The organism is Pseudomonas simiae, from assembly GCF_000934565.1.
Classification (GTDB): Bacteria; Pseudomonadota; Gammaproteobacteria; order Pseudomonadales; family Pseudomonadaceae; genus Aquipseudomonas; species Aquipseudomonas simiae.
On record NZ_CP010896.1, the window covers coordinates 134,400 to 150,220 of the forward strand.

At 62.4% G+C, this 15,821-nt stretch carries 13 protein-coding genes; 11 read left to right on the forward strand and 2 right to left on the reverse strand.

The window, feature by feature from the left end; genetic code table 11:
* Positions 1-10 precede the first annotated feature (10 nt).
* From PF1751_RS00655 to PF1751_RS00705, 11 genes are all read left to right on the forward strand, one after another.
* Positions 11-1,036 (forward strand): ABC transporter substrate-binding protein, encoded by a 1,026-nt coding sequence (locus PF1751_RS00655; RefSeq protein WP_010214269.1) that lies wholly within the window; start codon positions 11-13, stop codon positions 1,034-1,036.
* A 1-nt stretch (position 1,037) separates the two neighbouring features.
* A complete protein-coding gene (locus PF1751_RS00660; protein WP_044286424.1) occupies positions 1,038-1,889 on the forward strand; it encodes an ABC transporter ATP-binding protein in 852 nt (283 codons plus the stop codon).
* A gap of 11 nt (positions 1,890-1,900) precedes the next feature.
* Positions 1,901-2,749: an ABC transporter permease gene (locus PF1751_RS00665; protein ID WP_010214267.1), complete on the forward strand. Its 849-nt coding sequence runs from the start codon at positions 1,901-1,903 to the stop codon at positions 2,747-2,749.
* A gap of 99 nt (positions 2,750-2,848) precedes the next feature.
* Positions 2,849-3,475: an energy transducer TonB gene (locus tag PF1751_RS00670; protein WP_010214265.1), complete on the forward strand. Its 627-nt coding sequence runs from the start codon at positions 2,849-2,851 to the stop codon at positions 3,473-3,475.
* Positions 3,476-3,527: 52 nt separating this feature from the next.
* Positions 3,528-4,448 carry a LysR family transcriptional regulator gene (locus tag PF1751_RS00675; protein ID WP_010214263.1) on the forward strand — a complete coding sequence of 307 codons (921 nt, stop codon included), beginning with the start codon at positions 3,528-3,530 and terminating at the stop codon, positions 4,446-4,448.
* Positions 4,449-4,550: 102 nt separating this feature from the next.
* Positions 4,551-6,086, forward strand: coding sequence for an MFS transporter (locus tag PF1751_RS00680; RefSeq protein ID WP_010214262.1), 1,536 nt, complete (start codon positions 4,551-4,553; stop codon positions 6,084-6,086).
* Positions 6,087-6,101: 15 nt separating this feature from the next.
* Positions 6,102-7,160, forward strand: a complete 1,059-nt coding sequence (locus PF1751_RS00685; protein WP_010214261.1) for an HlyD family secretion protein — start codon at positions 6,102-6,104, stop codon at positions 7,158-7,160.
* Entirely contained in the window at positions 7,157-8,602 is a 1,446-nt protein-coding gene (locus PF1751_RS00690) for an efflux transporter outer membrane subunit (RefSeq protein ID WP_010214260.1), read from the forward strand. Before PF1751_RS00685 ends, PF1751_RS00690 begins: the two co-directional genes overlap by 4 nt.
* A 74-nt stretch (positions 8,603-8,676) precedes the next feature.
* Complete coding sequence (locus tag PF1751_RS00695) at positions 8,677-9,186, forward strand: sigma-70 family RNA polymerase sigma factor (RefSeq protein WP_044286425.1); 510 nt, start codon at positions 8,677-8,679, stop codon at positions 9,184-9,186.
* Positions 9,183-10,133: a FecR domain-containing protein gene (locus PF1751_RS00700; RefSeq protein ID WP_044286426.1), complete on the forward strand. Its 951-nt coding sequence runs from the start codon at positions 9,183-9,185 to the stop codon at positions 10,131-10,133. Before PF1751_RS00695 ends, PF1751_RS00700 begins: the two co-directional genes overlap by 4 nt.
* A 92-nt stretch (positions 10,134-10,225) precedes the next feature.
* Positions 10,226-12,679, forward strand: coding sequence for a TonB-dependent siderophore receptor (locus PF1751_RS00705; protein ID WP_044286427.1), 2,454 nt, complete (start codon positions 10,226-10,228; stop codon positions 12,677-12,679).
* A 130-nt stretch (positions 12,680-12,809) separates the two neighbouring features.
* On the opposite strand, the gene PF1751_RS00710 is transcribed toward PF1751_RS00705, so the two are convergent.
* Entirely contained in the window at positions 12,810-13,514 is a 705-nt protein-coding gene (locus PF1751_RS00710; RefSeq protein ID WP_044286428.1) for a DUF3142 domain-containing protein, read from the reverse strand.
* Entirely contained in the window at positions 13,511-15,679 is a 2,169-nt protein-coding gene (locus PF1751_RS00715; RefSeq protein ID WP_044286429.1) for a PA5441 family protein, read from the reverse strand. Before PF1751_RS00715 ends, PF1751_RS00710 begins: the two co-directional genes overlap by 4 nt.
* Positions 15,680-15,821 lie beyond the last annotated feature (142 nt).

Genomic DNA, 15,821 nt, shown 5'->3' on the forward strand with positions numbered 1-15,821 from the left:
GAGCACAAGCATGTCCAGCAAAACTCCATTCGCACGGTTGGCCGCGACTGTCGGCCTGGGTGTCAGCCTGCTGGCTGGCAGCCTTGTTGCGCCGACAGCCGCGCAGGCCGAAGGCGAGATCCGCATCGCCGAACAGTTCGGCATCGTGTACCTGTTGCTCAACGTGGTGCGCGAGCAGAACCTGATTGAAAAATACGGCAAGCAGCAAGGCATCGACATCAAGGTCGACTGGACACAATTGTCCGGCGGCGCCGCCGTCAACGACGCGCTGCTCTCCGGTTCCATCGACATCGCCGGCGCCGGTGTCGGCCCGCTGCTGACCATCTGGGACCGCACCCGCGGCAAGCAGAACGTCAAGGCCGTCGCGTCCCTAGGTAACTTCCCTTACTACCTGGTGAGCAACAATCCCAAGGTCAAGACCATCGCCGATTTCACCGAGCAGGACCGCATTGCCGTGCCGGCGGTGGGCGTGTCGGTGCAGTCGCGCTTCCTGCAATACGCCGCGGCCAAGCAATGGGGCGACAAGGAATTCAATCGCCTCGACAAGTACACCGTCGCCGTCCCGCACCCGGATGCCACTGCAGCGCTGATCGCTGGCGGTACCGAGCTGACCGGGCATTTTTCCAACCCGCCGTTCCAGGACCAGGCCCTGGCCAATCCGAACGTGCATGTGGTGCTGAACACCTACGACCTGCTTGGCCCGAACTCGCCGACCGTGCTGTTTGCCACCGAAAAATTCCGCAACGACAATCCAAAAACCTACACGGCGTTCGTGGAAGCGTTGACCGAAGCCGCGCAGTTCGCCCAGCACGATAAAGGCGCTGCGGCTGACACCTACATCCGCGTGACCAAAGCCAAGATCGACCGTGCCGAGCTGCTGAAAATCATCGACAACCCGCAATTCGAATTCAGCGTTACGCCAAAAAACACCTACCCGCTGGCGGAATTCCTCTACCGCGTCGGCGCCATCAAGAACAAGCCTGAATCGTGGAAGGACTACTTCTTCCAGGACGCCAAGCCCCTGCAAGGAAGTTGAGATGAACGCGCCCTTGCAAGGCCACACGGCCAGCAACCTGCACACCACCGCGCCGTTGCTGGCGGTGGATCACGTCAGCCTGGAATACCGCACCCCGGAGCGCGTAGTGCGGGCAACCCATCAAGTCAGTTTCGAGATCGATCCTGCCGACCGCTACGTGTTGCTCGGCCCCTCCGGTTGCGGCAAATCAACGTTGCTCAAGTCTATCGCCGGGTTTATCAAACCGTGCGAAGGCGAGATCCGTCTGTTGGGGAAAAAGGTCGACCAACCGGGCCCGGACCGCATCGTGGTGTTCCAGGAATTCGACCAACTGCCACCGTGGAAAACCGTAAAACAGAACGTGATGTTCCCATTGCTGGCCTCTAAAACCTTGAAGCGCGCCGAAGCCGAAGAACGCGCGCTGCACTACCTCGACAAAGTCGGCCTCACGGCGTTTGCCGATGCCTATCCCCACACGCTTTCCGGCGGTATGAAAGCCCGTGTCGCCATCGCCCGCGCCTTGGCCATGCAGCCGAAAATCCTGCTGATGGACGAGCCCTTCGCTGCCCTCGATGCCCTGACCCGGCGCAAGATGCAGGAAGAATTGCTGCTGCTCTGGGAAGAGGTGCGTTTCACCCTGTTGTTCGTCACCCACTCCATCGAAGAAGCGCTGGTGGTGGGCAATCGCATCCTGTTGCTGTCGCCTCATCCGGGGCGCGTGCGCGCGGAAATCCACAGCCATCAATATGACCTGCACAGTCTCGGTGGCGTGGAGTTCCAGGCATCGGCGCGGCGTATCCATCGCTTGCTGTTCGATGAAGCGCCCGAGGCCGAACGTGAATTGGGTTTCGCTGATATCCGCATCGCGTATTAAGGGGAGCATCCATGCGCCAGGAATATGAAATCACCCTAGAACCGCTGATCAGCGTCCCCGTGGAGCGCGAACTGCCCCTGCGCCAACGCCTGTGGCAACAAGGTTGGCTGCGCAAGGGCCTGATCCTGGTGGTACTCGCGATCCTTTGGGAAGTCGTTGCGCGCTACCAGAATAATGACCTGTTGTTGCCGAGCTTCTTGCAGACCTTTCATGCGCTGTACGACGGCTTGCTCAGCGGCGAGTTGCTCAGCAAGGTCAGCATCTCGCTCGTGGTGCTGATCAAGGGTTACTTGATCGGCATCGTACTGGCGTTTGCCCTGACCACCTTGGCGGTATCGACCCAACTGGGCCGCGATCTGCTGAGCACCCTGACCTCGATGTTCAACCCGCTGCCGGCCATTGCATTGCTGCCGCTGGCGCTGCTGTGGTTTGGCTTGGGGCAGAACAGCCTGATCTTCGTGCTGGTGCATTCGGTGCTGTGGGCGCTGGCGCTCAACACGTATTCCGGGTTCCTCGGCGTGTCCGAAACCCTGCGTATGGCTGGGCGCAACTATGGCCTCAAGGGCATGCGTTTTGTGCTGTTCATCCTGATCCCGGCGGCGCTGCCGTCGATCCTCGCGGGCCTCAAGATCGGCTGGGCATTTGCCTGGCGCACCCTGATCGCCGCCGAGTTGGTGTTCGGTGCCACCAGCGGCAAGGGTGGCCTGGGGTGGTACATCTTCCAGAATCGTAACGAGCTGTACACCGACAAGGTGTTTGCCGGTCTGGCAGTCGTGATCCTGATCGGCCTGCTCGTGGAAAACCTGGTGTTTGACACCTTTGAGCGCCTGACCGTGAAGCGTTGGGGTATGCAGCGCTAAACACGAATGATTGCTCTTTGTCCGCCGTGAAGCCGATAATGCCGGCGGAATCTGGCGCCGCCCTGGCGTCAGGTGTGCCTCGTAAAAGGATTTACAACGATGCGGTTTTTTGTCTTGGCAGCGGCCTTGCTATTGTCGACCTCGGTTTTCGCGGAGTTCGTGCCCGAGCCGGTCAGCATGCCCAAGCCGCTTTACCCCAGCAACCTGACCTTCACCCAAGGGCATGCGCGTATCGGCCTGAATATTCACAACGACGGTACGGTCAGCGATGTCAAAGCGCTCAGCGCCACCAAGCCGGCGTTTGGTGCAGCCGCCGTCGCTGCGGCCACACTCTGGCGCTTCAAGCCTTGGACGGTAACTGCCGATCGGCCTGCGGTACTCGACGCGCAGAACGATATGATTTTCACGCCCGAAGCGCCAAGGAAGGAAACGACTCAACTGACCTTCACGCAAACCACTTACCAATCCTGCAGCGCACTGACCGAAGAAGTCAGCCAGTTCCGTCGCGACCATCCCACCCGCCCGTTGATCGCGATGAAGAGCTTTGCCATTACCCGGGTAGCGGTGATGTTCCCGGCGCTAAGCGGTAAAAGCGATTACAACGAAGGCCTGACCCGTGCCGACGAACTGGAAAACGCCCTGCCGGAAATCGTGCGTAAGTGCCAGGCTCATCCCAAAGCCACCTACGCGGACTACCTGCCCCGTAACCTGAAGCGCTACCTGTAAAGCCTGCTACGATTGCGCCCAGTTCACTCCCCATTGGTCACGAGTGCTTGGCATGCAATTACCGGACATGAACCTGCTGGTCGCCCTCGACGCCTTGCTCGACGAGGGCAGTGTGGTTGGCGCCGCGCGCCGCATGAACCTCAGCCCGGCGGCCATGAGCCGCACCCTCACGCGTATCCGCGAAGCCGTCGGCGACCCGATCCTGGTGCGCGCCGGTCGCGGCCTGGTGCCAACGCCCAAGGCTCTGCAGTTGCAAGGCCAGGTGCGCAACGTGGTGGAACAAGCGGCGCTGTTGTTCCGTTCCGCGGACCAAGTGGATTTGAGCACGTTGCGCCGTCGTTTCAGCGTGCGCGCCAACGACTTTTTCATCGGCGTGTACGGCGGTCGCCTGTTCGACACCATGGAACGCATGGCGCCGCTGTGCGAGCTGTGCTTCGTGCCCGAAGGCGATACCGACGACGAGGCCCTGCGTGAAGGTCGCCTGGATTTGCGCGTGAGCAACACCATGCCGGTCACTCCCGAAGTGAAGGTGCAGAACCTGTTCTCCACCACCTTCGTCGGCCTGGCACGGGAAGACCATCCGTTGTTCGACGAAGACATCACCGCCGCACGCTTTGCCAGTTACTCCCATATCAGCATCTCGCGGCGCGGCATTGCCCGTGGGCCGATCGACACCGCGCTGAGTGCTCAGGGCTTGGAACGTCGTGTGGCAATGATCGCCCCAGGCTTTCACGGCGCGATGTTCATGCTGCCCGATTCCGACTTGCTGCTGCCGGTGCCCAAGGAAGCGCTGTTGAGCGCCAATCGCCTGAAACTGCCCCTGCGCTCGTTCGCCCTGCCGATCTCGTTGCCGACGCTGGTGCTTGCCCAATCCTGGCACCCGCGATTCGATAAAGACCCTGCTCACAAATGGCTGCGTGAAACCATGCGCGAGAGTTGTCACGCCACTTGGCTTGAAGCACAGCCTGTTTGATCGTTGCGTTTGGTGCACTTATACCCTTCCAACAAGTAACTTTTTGTCATGTTTGTGCCTGATTAAACTGCTCAGGTATTCAACATCCCGAGTTACCTGTTCATGACCTCCCTCGCTGCCCCCACCCTTGCGGCCGCAGCCAAACCCACCGCGATGACCCCACCTGTATTCGGCCCGCGCATCATCATCGGGCTGGTCGGCGTGTTGCTGGCGGTGCTGGTCTCTGGCCTCAACGAGATGGTCACCAAAGTGGCCCTCGCGGACATTCGCGGTGCGCTGTACATAGGCTTTGACGAAGGCACCTGGCTGGTCGCGGCGTACACCGCGACTTCCGTGGCGGCCATGGCGTTTGCGCCCTGGTGTTCGGTGACCTTTTCCCTGCGCCGTTTCACCTTGTGCGCCATCGGCCTGTTCACTGCGCTGGGCATCCTGTGTCCGTTCGCGCCGAACTACGAAAGCCTGTTGGTGCTGCGCACTGTGCAAGGCCTGGCCGGTGGTGCGTTGCCGCCGATGCTGATGACCGTGGCTCTGCGGTTCTTGCCGGCCAACGTCAAGCTGTACGGCTTGGCCGGCTACGCACTCACCGCCACCTTCGGCCCGAGCCTGGGCACGCCGCTGGCGGCGCTATGGACCGAGTATGTTGGCTGGCAGTGGGCGTTCTGGCAGATCGTCGCGCCGTGCCTGCTGGCCATGATCGCCGTGGCCTACGGATTGCCGCAGGATCCGATTCGGTTGGAGCGTTTCAAGCAGTTCAACTGGCGCGGCTTGCTGCTGGGTTTCCCGGCGATCTGCATGCTGGTCATCGGCATTCTGCAAGGCAACCGCCTGGACTGGTTCGAGTCGGGCCTGATCACCTTCCTGTTAGGGGGCGGTGGCGTGTTGCTGGTGCTGTTCATGGTGAATGAATGGTCGCAGCCCATCCCCTTCTTCAAGCTGCAGATGCTCGGTCTGCGCAACCTGTCGTTCGCCCTGATTGTGCTGGCGGGCGTACTGATGGTGCTGACCTCGGTGATCATCATCCCGTCGAGTTTTCTCGCTCAGGTCCAGGGCTACCGTCCGCTGCAAACCGCGCCCGTGATGCTGCTGATGGCGATACCGCAGTTGATTGCGCTGCCGCTGGTGGCGGCGCTGTGCAACCTGCGTTGGGTCGATTGCCGATGGGTGCTGGGGATCGGCCTGGGCATGCTGGTGCTGTGCTGCGTGGGCAGCGCGCACCTGACTTCGGAATGGATTCGCGACGATTTCTACGGCCTCTACCTGCTGCAGATCTTCGGGCAACCGATGGCTGTGTTGCCGTTGCTGATGCTTTCCACCGGCAGTATCCAGCCAATGGATGGTCCGTTCGCCTCAGCCTGGTTCAACACCATCAAGGGGCTGGCCGCCGTGATCGCCACTGGCGTGCTCGATACCTTGACCACCCAGCGCCTGCATTTTCACTCGACCATGTTGGTCGACCGCCTGGGCAATTCCCCCCTGGCCGACGGCGATGCGCCGGGCCTGGCGCACCGCCTGCACGAGCAGGCCGTGGTGCTGACCTCTTCGGATCTCTATTACGTCATGGCCGCGGTCGCGGTGGCGTTGATCCTGCTGATTTTCTGGATGCCCACGCGGATCTTTCCGCCTCGCGCACCGACTTGATAGAAAGGACTGTTCATGAAACGCAAAGACAAAATTGCCGTCTCCGTCATCGCCGTGTTTGCCGTCGGCGTGCTGGTGTACCTGGTCGCGCCGGGTGTGCTGGGCAGCAAGCGCCAGACCACCAACGACGCGTTCGTCGCCGCTGACTTCACCCTGGTGGCGCCGCGCGTGGCCGGCTTTATCAAGGAAGTGCTGGTGGAAGACAACCAGCGTGTCAAAGCCGGGCAACTGCTGGCATTGATCGACGACCGCGACTTCCGCGCTGCCGCCCAGGCGGCTGATGCCGATACGTTGGTGGCGCAGGCCCAGCTGAAAAATGCCACCGCCACCTTGGAACGCCAAAGCTCGGTCATCGCCCAGGCCCAGGCCACCGTCGCGGCGGATCGCGCCGAAATGGCCTTCGCCGAACACGAACTCAATCGCTACAACCACCTTGCCGGTGTCGGCGCGGGCACTGTGCAGAACGCCCAGCAAGCCAAGACCCGTATCGACCAGGCCACCGCGCGGCTGGCGAATGCCACGGCGGTGCTGGCGGCCGAACGCAAGCAAGTGGAAATCCTCACCGCCCAGCGCGATGCCGCCGAGGGCGGGCTCAAACGCGCCCAAGCCGCGCTGGAACTGGCCAGCTTTCAACTGTCGTACACGCGCATCGTCGCGCCGGTGGATGGCATGGTCGGCGAGCGTGCGGTGCGCGTGGGCGCGTATGTCACGCCGGGCAGCAAGATCCTCGCGGTCGTGCCGCTGGAAGAGGCGTACGTGGTGGCCAACTTCCAGGAAACCCAACTCTCCCATATGCGTGCCGGCCAAGCCGTGCAGGTGCGTGTTGACAGCCTCGACGGCGAATTGCTCAACGGTCATCTGGAGAGCCTTGCACCCGCGACGGGCGTGACGTTTGCCTCGGTCAAACCGGATAACGCCACCGGCAACTTCACCAAGGTGGTGCAGCGCATTCCGGTGAAAATCGTCCTCGAACCCAACCAGGCACACACCGAGCGCCTGCGGGTCGGCATGTCGGTGGAAGCCAGCGTCGACACCCAGTCGGTCGCGCAGACGCGTGAGGTAGCCCAGCAATGAAGCGAGTGGCCTGGCTCACGTTGAGCCTTATCAGCCTGAGTGCCTGCACGGTCGGTCCAGACTTCCAGAGGCCGCAGGGCCCGCAAGTGACGCAATGGAGCGAGCCCCAGGGCCGCCAGGCGGCCAGCCGTGCGGTCAACGATCCGTTGCAGGAACGTTGGTGGGATGTGTTCCACGACGAGCAACTCTCGGCCCTTACACGCCGTGCGCTCACCGATAACCTCGACCTGAAGTTGGCCAGCAGTCGCCTGCAACAAAGCCGGGCCGTACGCCAGGTGACCACGGCCGAGCGTTATCCCAACGTCAACGCCAACGGTGATTACCAGCGCAAACGCAACAGTGGCAAAGGCTTGAGCGACCCGTCCGGCAACAACGGCCGTTCGGCATTCAACCAGTGGGACATGGGTTTCTCCGCGTCCTGGGAGCTGGACTTCTGGGGCCGCGTCAAACGCGAAACCGAAGCCGCCGACGCCACCTTGCAAGTCGCCGAAAACGACCGCCGTGCCGTGCTGTTGTCAGTGTTGGCCGAGACCGCTCAGAACTACATCCAACTGCGCGGTGTACAAAACACCCGCGCGGTCACCGAGCAGAACCTCGACGTCGCCCGTCACAGCCTCAAGCTCTCGCAGTTGCGCCTGGCTGACGGTGTGGCGACCGATCTGGACGTCGCCGAAGCCGCCGCCCAGGTCGCCGCCATTGAAGCGCGACTGCCGGATCTGCAACAGCGTCAGGACCAACTCATCAACGCCCTCAGCCTGTTGATGGGCGAACCGCCGCAGGCGCTGCATGCGCAACTGTCCAAGGACGCCGCCGTGCCCCAAACCCAGCGCCAGGTCGCGATTGGCCTGCCGTCGGAGCTGGCTGAGCGCCGCCCGGATATCCGCCAGGCCGAGGCGCGTTTGCATGCCGCCACCGCGAGCATCGGCGTGGCCAAGGGCGATTTCTACCCGCGCATCACCTTATCCGGCAGCCTCGGTTCCCAGGCCATGCAACTCTCGGATTTCGGTTCCTGGGGCTCCCGTGCCTTTGCCTTCGGCCCGCAGTTCAGCCTGCCGCTGTTCAATGGCGGGCGTTTGCAAGGCATGTTGAACCTGCGCGAAGCCCAGCAACAGGAAGCGGCGCTCGCGTACCAGCAAACCGTGCTGCGTGCCTGGCATGAGATCGACGACCAATTGACCCGCTACAACGCCAGCCAACTGCGCCGCGACAGCCTCGCCGAAGCCGTGCGTCAGAACCAGATTGCCCTGCGCACCGCGCAGCAGCAATACGTGGAAGGCGTGGTGGATTTCGTCAACGTGCTCACCGTGCAAAGCGCGCTGCTGGCCACGCAGGAGCAGTGGGTGGACAGTTCGACCGGGGTGTCGCTGGCGATGGTTGGCCTGTACAAAGCGTTGGGCGGGGGCTGGGAATCGGTCTACCCGCTGCAAACCGTTGGGCGCTGATCGACAAAGAGTTTTTGTCAGTCGAGAAATAAGGTGTAATGATAATTGCTCTCAATAGTACGCCTGAGCTTTTCATGGACACCGCGACTGACGGCCAGCAACAGCTTCATCTCCTGTACCGCGACCATCACGGCTGGCTGCAAGGCTGGCTGCGCAGGCGCCTGGGCGACCGCGAGCACGCGGCTGACGTGGCGCAGGACACCTTCCTGCGTCTACTGGTGTCCGGACGATTCCCGGGTGACAAGGAAAGCCGCAGCTACCTGGCGCAGATCGCACGCAACCTGGTGATCGACCAGTGGCGGCGTCTACGCATCGAGCGTGCCTATCTGGAAAGCATCGCGCACCTGCCCGAGCCGGAATCGCCGTCCCTGGAAACCCGCGCGCTGATCCTCGAAACCCTGATGCAGATCGACGCCATGCTCGACCGCATGCCCGACAACGTGCGCCAGGCGTTTTTGCTGTCGCAGTTCGAAGGCCTGAGTTATGCACAGACCGCCGAACGCTTGGGGGTGACTGTCAGCTCGGTACAGAAGTACATGACCCGCGCGATTGTTGCCTGCTATCAGGTGGCCTACGAAGAATGAGACACGACGCCCCCATCGCCCCGGCGGTTGTCGAGCAGGCCAGCGAATGGCTGATGCTGCAATGGGGCGGCGCCCTGCAAGGCGAACAACGCCAGGCCTTTGCCCGCTGGCAGGCCGCCGACCCTGAGCATCGCCGTGCCTGGCAGCGTTTGCAGCAGCTGCAGCAAACCCTCGGCAGCGTGCCCGCCGACAGCGCCCGCGCCGTGTTGCGCGACACACCCGACACCCAACGCCGCGCTGCACTCAAGCTGCTCGGCCTGCTGTTGATGGCCGGGGGTAGTGGCTACCTGGTGCAACGCAGCGAGCCCTGGCAAGCCGCCTTCGCCGAATACCGCACCCGCACCGGCGAGATTCGCCACGTCACCCTCAGTGACGGCACGCGGCTTGACCTCAACAGCGACAGCGCAGTCGACCTGCGTTTCAGCCCCCGCGAGCGGCTTATCCGCTTGATCCGCGGCGAGATCCTGCTGACCAGCGGCCACGACCCCATCCGCCCGTTGATCGTCGAGACCCCAGCCGGCGTCGTGCAGGCCCTGGGCACCCGTTTTGCCGTGCGCGAACTGGCCGATGGCAGCCGTGTCGACCTGTACGAAGGCCGCCTCCGCGTAACGCCGACCCATGGCGCAGCCGTGCAGATGAAGGCCGGTGACAGCCTGTGGTTCGACGCGCGTCACAGCGCGTCGCTGGCGGCGGTGAGCGCCAACGCCAGCAGTTGGACCGAACACCGCCTGATCGCCGAGCGCCAGCCGCTGGGCGAGTTTGTTGCGCAACTGAGTCGCTATCGTCCGGGGCTGTTGCGGTGTGACCAGGCGGTGGCGGGTTTGCTGCTCACTGGCGTGTTTCCGCTGAACGATACCGATGCAATCCTAGCGGCACTGGAGCGCTCGCTACCGGTGCACGTACACGCGGTCACGCGCTACTGGGTGACGATCAAGGCGCGGGTCTGAACATTTTTTCATCCGTGCTTGTCGGTTTTTGCTTCCCGCTCGGGATACCTCTTGAAAGCCAATCAAGAAGCGTTCTCACGGGGAGTCCTGCAATGCCGCACCACCCAATTCAACCTTTGGCCCGCGCCCTGCGCCGTGGCTTGTTTGTCAGCCTGTTGGCAACGGTGCCGATGGTGCCGACGCTGGGCTATGCCGAAGAAAGTGCCGAGGCGCAGCGCAGCTACAACATCCCGGCCGGCAACCTTGACCAGGCACTGAACCGCTTTGCCAGCGCCTCTGGCATTTTGCTGTCGGTCGATGCCTCGCTCACCGAAGGCAAGCGTAGCGCGGGCTTGCAGGGGCGCTATGGGGTCGAGTCGGGCCTGGAGCGGCTGCTGATGGGCAGCGGCCTGATGGCGATGCAATCCCAGGGCGGGTGGTCGTTGCAGGCGGTGTCCAATGGTGGGCCTTTGCAACTGGGCGCCACCCAGATCAGCGGCCAGCAAACCCAGGAAAGTGCCTGGGGCCCGGTGGACGGCATCGTGGCGACGCGCAGTGCCTCCGGCAGCAAGACGGACTCATCGCTGGTGGAAATTCCCCAGACCATCAACGTGATCACCGCCGCCGAGATCAAGGCGCGCGGCGCGCAAAGCGTCACCCAGGCGTTGCTTTACACCCCCGGCATGACGGCGGGTGGTTTCGCCGACCGGGTCAAGTTGTTCGATGAGCCGACGTCCCGGGGCTTCTCGCCTACGCCCCTGTACCTCGACGGTCTGCACTTGCCTTACGGCGGCGGCAGCACTGGCGGTGCGTTGCAGATCGAGCCCTACTCCCTGGAGCGTATCGAAGTGCTCAAAGGCCCGGCCTCGGTGCTGTACGGGCAGAATCAACCCGGCGGCATCGTCAACATGGTCAGCAAGCGCCCCAGCGAAACAGCGATCCACCAAGTGGTACTGGAAGCGGGCACCTACGAGCACAAAAGCGCGGCCATCGACCTGAGCGGCCCGCTGGATGAGCAAGGGCAATTTCTGTATCGCCTCACCGGCCTGGCCAATGACGGCCAGGACGAGATCAATTACGTCGAAAACAAACGCCAGTTCATCGCCCCCAGCCTGACCTGGCGGCCTAGCGATGAAACCAGCGTGACGGTGTTTGCCCAATACCAGAAAGACAAAGGTGTACCCGAAGCCCAAGGCCTGCCGGCGTCCGGCACGCTGTGGGACAACCCGAACGGCAAGATCAAGCGTGACGTGTTTATCGGCGAACCGGGCGTCAACCAGTACAACCGCGAGCAATACGCACTGGGCTACGAGATTTCCCATCGCCTGAACGACACCTGGACCCTCAAGCAAAACGCGCGTTACGCCGAGGTCGACGACCGCTACACCGCGCCGCTGCACGGCTACCGTTTTGTCGCCAACCCGGTCTCCGGCGTGCAGGACCAACGCTACCTGCAACGCTTCGGCGTGGACTGGGCGCAGAACAACAAAGTGTTTGGCGTGGACAGCATCGCCCAGGCTGAATTCGACACGGGCGCGCTGTCTCACACGATGATCTTCGGCCTGGATTACTACCATTCCAACTCGCTGTTCCATGGCCTGTATGACCGCAACCCACCGATCATCGACCTGTTCAAGCCGGTCTACGGCCAGCGCCTGAACTTTGGCCAGCCGTACCGCTGGGACCGCACCATCACCCAGACCGGCCTGTACGTGCAGGACCAGATCAAGCTGGATAAATGGGCGTTGGTACTGGGCGGCCGCTATGACTGGGCCAATGTGGTGAACAAAGAGCCCTTGACCGACACCCGCTTCGCCAGCAAAGACCAGGCATTCACGGGTCGTGCGGGCCTGGTGTATCTGTTCGACAATGGCGTGGCCCCCTTCGTCAGCTACACCGAATCCTTCCTGCCGCTGGCTGGCACTGACGCCAACCAAAAGCCATTCAAGCCGTCGACGGGCAATCAATATGAAGTCGGCGTGAAGTACCAGCCGCCTGGCCAGAAGAGTTTCGTGCAGGTCTCGGTCTACCAGCTGGACCAGGAAAATGTGCTCACCACCAACCCGGTGGACACCACCTTCAGTACTCAAAGCGGCGCCATGCGCTCACGCGGTGTGGAGCTGGAAGCCAAGGCCGTTCTCAGCGATGCCTGGGACATCGTCGCTTCGGCCTCGCGCAATGACATCAAATACACCAAGGACAACGATGGCCGCGAAGGCCGCCACCCTGCCGGCATCTCACCGCTCACCGCGTCAATGTGGGTCAACTACAGCGTGCTCGGCGACACCCCGCTGGCCGGCCTTGGCGCAGGCCTGGGCGTGCGCTATGCGCGCCAAAGCCTGGGCGACTACTATGAGGGCGCCTTCAGTGTGCCGTCCTACAGTGTCTACGACGCCAGCCTGAGCTACGACCTGAGCCGTTCGCCACTCAAACTCAAGGGCGTGAAACTGGCGATGAACGTGCAGAACCTCACCAACAAGACCTACGTCTCGCAGTGCACCAGTAACCTGGATTGCTATTACGGTGAAGGACGCACGGTGGTGTCGAGCCTGACCTACGATTGGTAACTGCCCGCATACGGTAGGAGCGAGCGTGCTCGCGAAAAACGCATGGAGCACGCGCCGCTACCTGATAGCGCTGCGTTATCGTTGACGTCTTTCGCGAGCAAGCTCGCTCCTGCAGGTCGTGGTTGAAGTCTTAAGGGTTCTGCAAGAACACCACATAACCCCGAAACCAATCACTCCCGTGTAAATACCCCGGTTCCTCCCACGTCCCACCCTGGATCAAGCCAATCTTGAACGGCAGCCCCAGCCGGTTCATCCGCGGCAAGTACGCCGCGTAATCCGGGATGCTGTGCCGTCCCTGATAGGTCTGCACCACGACTTCATCCACCACGCCCTTGAGTTGGGCGATGGCGGCTGGGTCGGCGTTGCTGCTCCAGTCCATCAGGCCGGTGATGCTCAGGCGCAGGTCGGCGGGCAGCCGTTGACGCAGGTCGCGCAGGAAGCTGGCGTATTCATGCAGGTACTGGGTGCGGGCGTCGAAGTCGATCTGGATGCCGACCACCGGGTTGCCCGCGTCGCGCCAGCGTTGCACCTGACCGAACAGTTGGCGGTAGACCTGCTCGGGCCAGTGCAGGGTGTGGGCGCGGTAGACGATCCAGATGTCGCCCTGGGTAAGGCGCGGCACACTGACGCCTTGGGCGATCATCTGCACGCCGCGCTGGGGCGCGCGGCGCGTGGAGTTGATCTGGCCCTGGAGGACGTACAGGGTTTTCGCCTGCTTGAGCACCGGCTGTGGCGTGACGCCGCTCCACAGCCAGAAGGCGTCATAGTCGCGGGCGTCGACGGCGCCGAAGGCCGGGCTTGCCAACAACAGCAAGCCTAACCACAGATGCTTCACCAGTAGTACTGCAGCGATTTGCCCCATTGGGTGTCGGCGAAGCTGCTTTTCAGCTGGCGGAACCAGGCTTTGCGCACGGCAGGTTCAACGTCTTGCCCGCCGCAGCTGTTGTAGCCCGACGGTGCGTAACAGTTGACCGCACGGAACAGTGCGTAGGCCTTGTCATTTTTCGGCGCCTTGGCGTTGCCGATCACCTGTTTGTAGCCATCCAGCCGCGAGAAGGTTTCCCCCTTGAAGTCCGATGCGGTGCTGCCCAGGCTGCCGGCGGCGCGGGCCTGCTCCAACGGCATGCCGTCCAGGCCGTTGCGCAGGATGAACTCACCCAGGCAGTTCAGGCCCTGCGGGTTTTTCGCATCGGCCTGCAAGGTCGCGGCGGTTTGCGCGATGCTCGGGCAGGCGTAGCCGGACTCGGCTTTGTCGCCGTTCCACTGGAACAGCTTCAAGGTCTGGCTGGCGCTGTAGACGTAGCCCAGGCTGGTGCCCAGTTTGTCGTCCGGGGCGGTGGTCGGCAGTTGCTTGAGGTCGTCGGCGAACGTTGCGTACTGGCCGCGCAGCAGGTCTTTGTAGAGCAGCACGAATTGCGCAGTCTGGCGCTCCAGCGGGTCGCTGGCCTGGGCGATCTGCTGGCGCAGCAACTCGGGACCGGCGACGTTGCGCAGCAGGATGTAGCGCACCTGCTTGGCGCTGATCGGCGAATCGGCGGCAAACACCTTGGCCAATTGGCCGCTGCGCTCGTAGTTCATGGCCAGGGCCAATTCCAACTGATCGCGTTGCAGCGGTAACTTCGCCAGCGGCAGCAATTGCAGCCAGAGCGCTTCGGCGCCTTTCCAGTCCTGCTTGGCTTCCAGGGCCAGGGCGCGCAGGGTCTGTTGGCTGAAGGCGAAGTAATTGAGGCTCGACGGCACACTCTGGGGCAATTGCTTCAACGCGGCGTCCGGTTGCTGCTCGATGTACAGCGCGCACACCGCCAGCAGGTAGTCGTACAGTTCCGGCGCGCTGGCGAACGCTGCTTTTTGCTTCTCCAGGTCCGCGCGGGAAAGGGCGGGTTGGTTGCCGCCGCGCATCACCATCAGGTCGCTGACGAGCTGGATCATCGGCGTGGTGACGGTCTCGCTATTGACCATCAACAGCTTGAGGTCGGCTTCCTCCACCAGTTCATCCACCGACACATTGCGCTGCGCGTCTGTCGCTTCGGTCATCGACCAGGCGTAGGCCTCGGCGAGTTTGGTGTTATCTCCTGCCAACCAATAAACACGGCGCAACAGGCCACGGGCGGAGGCCAGGTATTCGCCTTGTGGATAAGTTTTCAGGTAGCCGAGAAAGCCTTCTTCGGCATCCCCCAGGGCGGACTTATCCACATGCTTGAGTTGCGGCATGCCGTATTCGTCAAAGGCTTCAGCCTGGGCCTGGTTCAAGGATGTACGCGCGGTCATGTACAGCGCGGTTTCCTTCAGCCAAGGCACCTGGCTGGAGCTGGCAGCGGCAAAACCGCGCTCAGCGTCACCGAAGCGACCGCTGTAGAAGTCGGCGGCGGCTTGCAGGTATGTACGGAACAGTTGGCCGTCGCTGGACTGGATCTGCTGGGCGTCCACCACCTGGCCGTCCCACGAACAGGCCGTGAGCAGTTGCAAGCGCGCCTTTATCAGCAGCTCACGCTCGGTCGCTGGCATGTCGGCCTTGATCACCTGGCTGATGAACGCAGTGGCGCTGTCATCATCGTTGCTGCGGCAACGGCTGCCCTCGCCATTCAGAAACGCTTCGCCTGCGGTCTTGTACTCGTCACGTTTGATGCCCAGCGGCTGTAGCAGCGTGTCGAGTTCGGCGGTGCGCGAGTCGTCCGGTTTGGTGTCGGGCTCGTCGCTGGTGGCGGGGACAGGCACCAGGCGATAGACCGGGAAGGGCACTGGGCCGAAGCCTTGGGCCAAATCGTCTTCACTCAAGGCATTGGGCGTAAGCGGTGCGGCCTTTTTGTCCGCCAGCAGCAGGCGCAGGTTCACGCGACTGTCGTTACCGGGGCTCAGGAAGGGCAGGTTGCTGCATGAATCGAGGCTGTCATGCGAGACGCGCCAATCGGGATAACACGAGTCGTCAGAGCTTGCCTGAGCGTGCTGGGTCATAGCCGCCAGCAATGTTAGTGCGAGGGGTGACAAAAAACCGATGCGCATGACGTGTCCTTGATCCTGAGTCCTTGGAGGAGGGCAATAATAGCGTGTTCCTGCATTTACTTCGGAGAGGCCCTGCACAAATTGCTGATTTGTCCGATTCCAGCAGCCAGCCTGGATCTTTTGTCCTAGAGTGGCGGTGTTT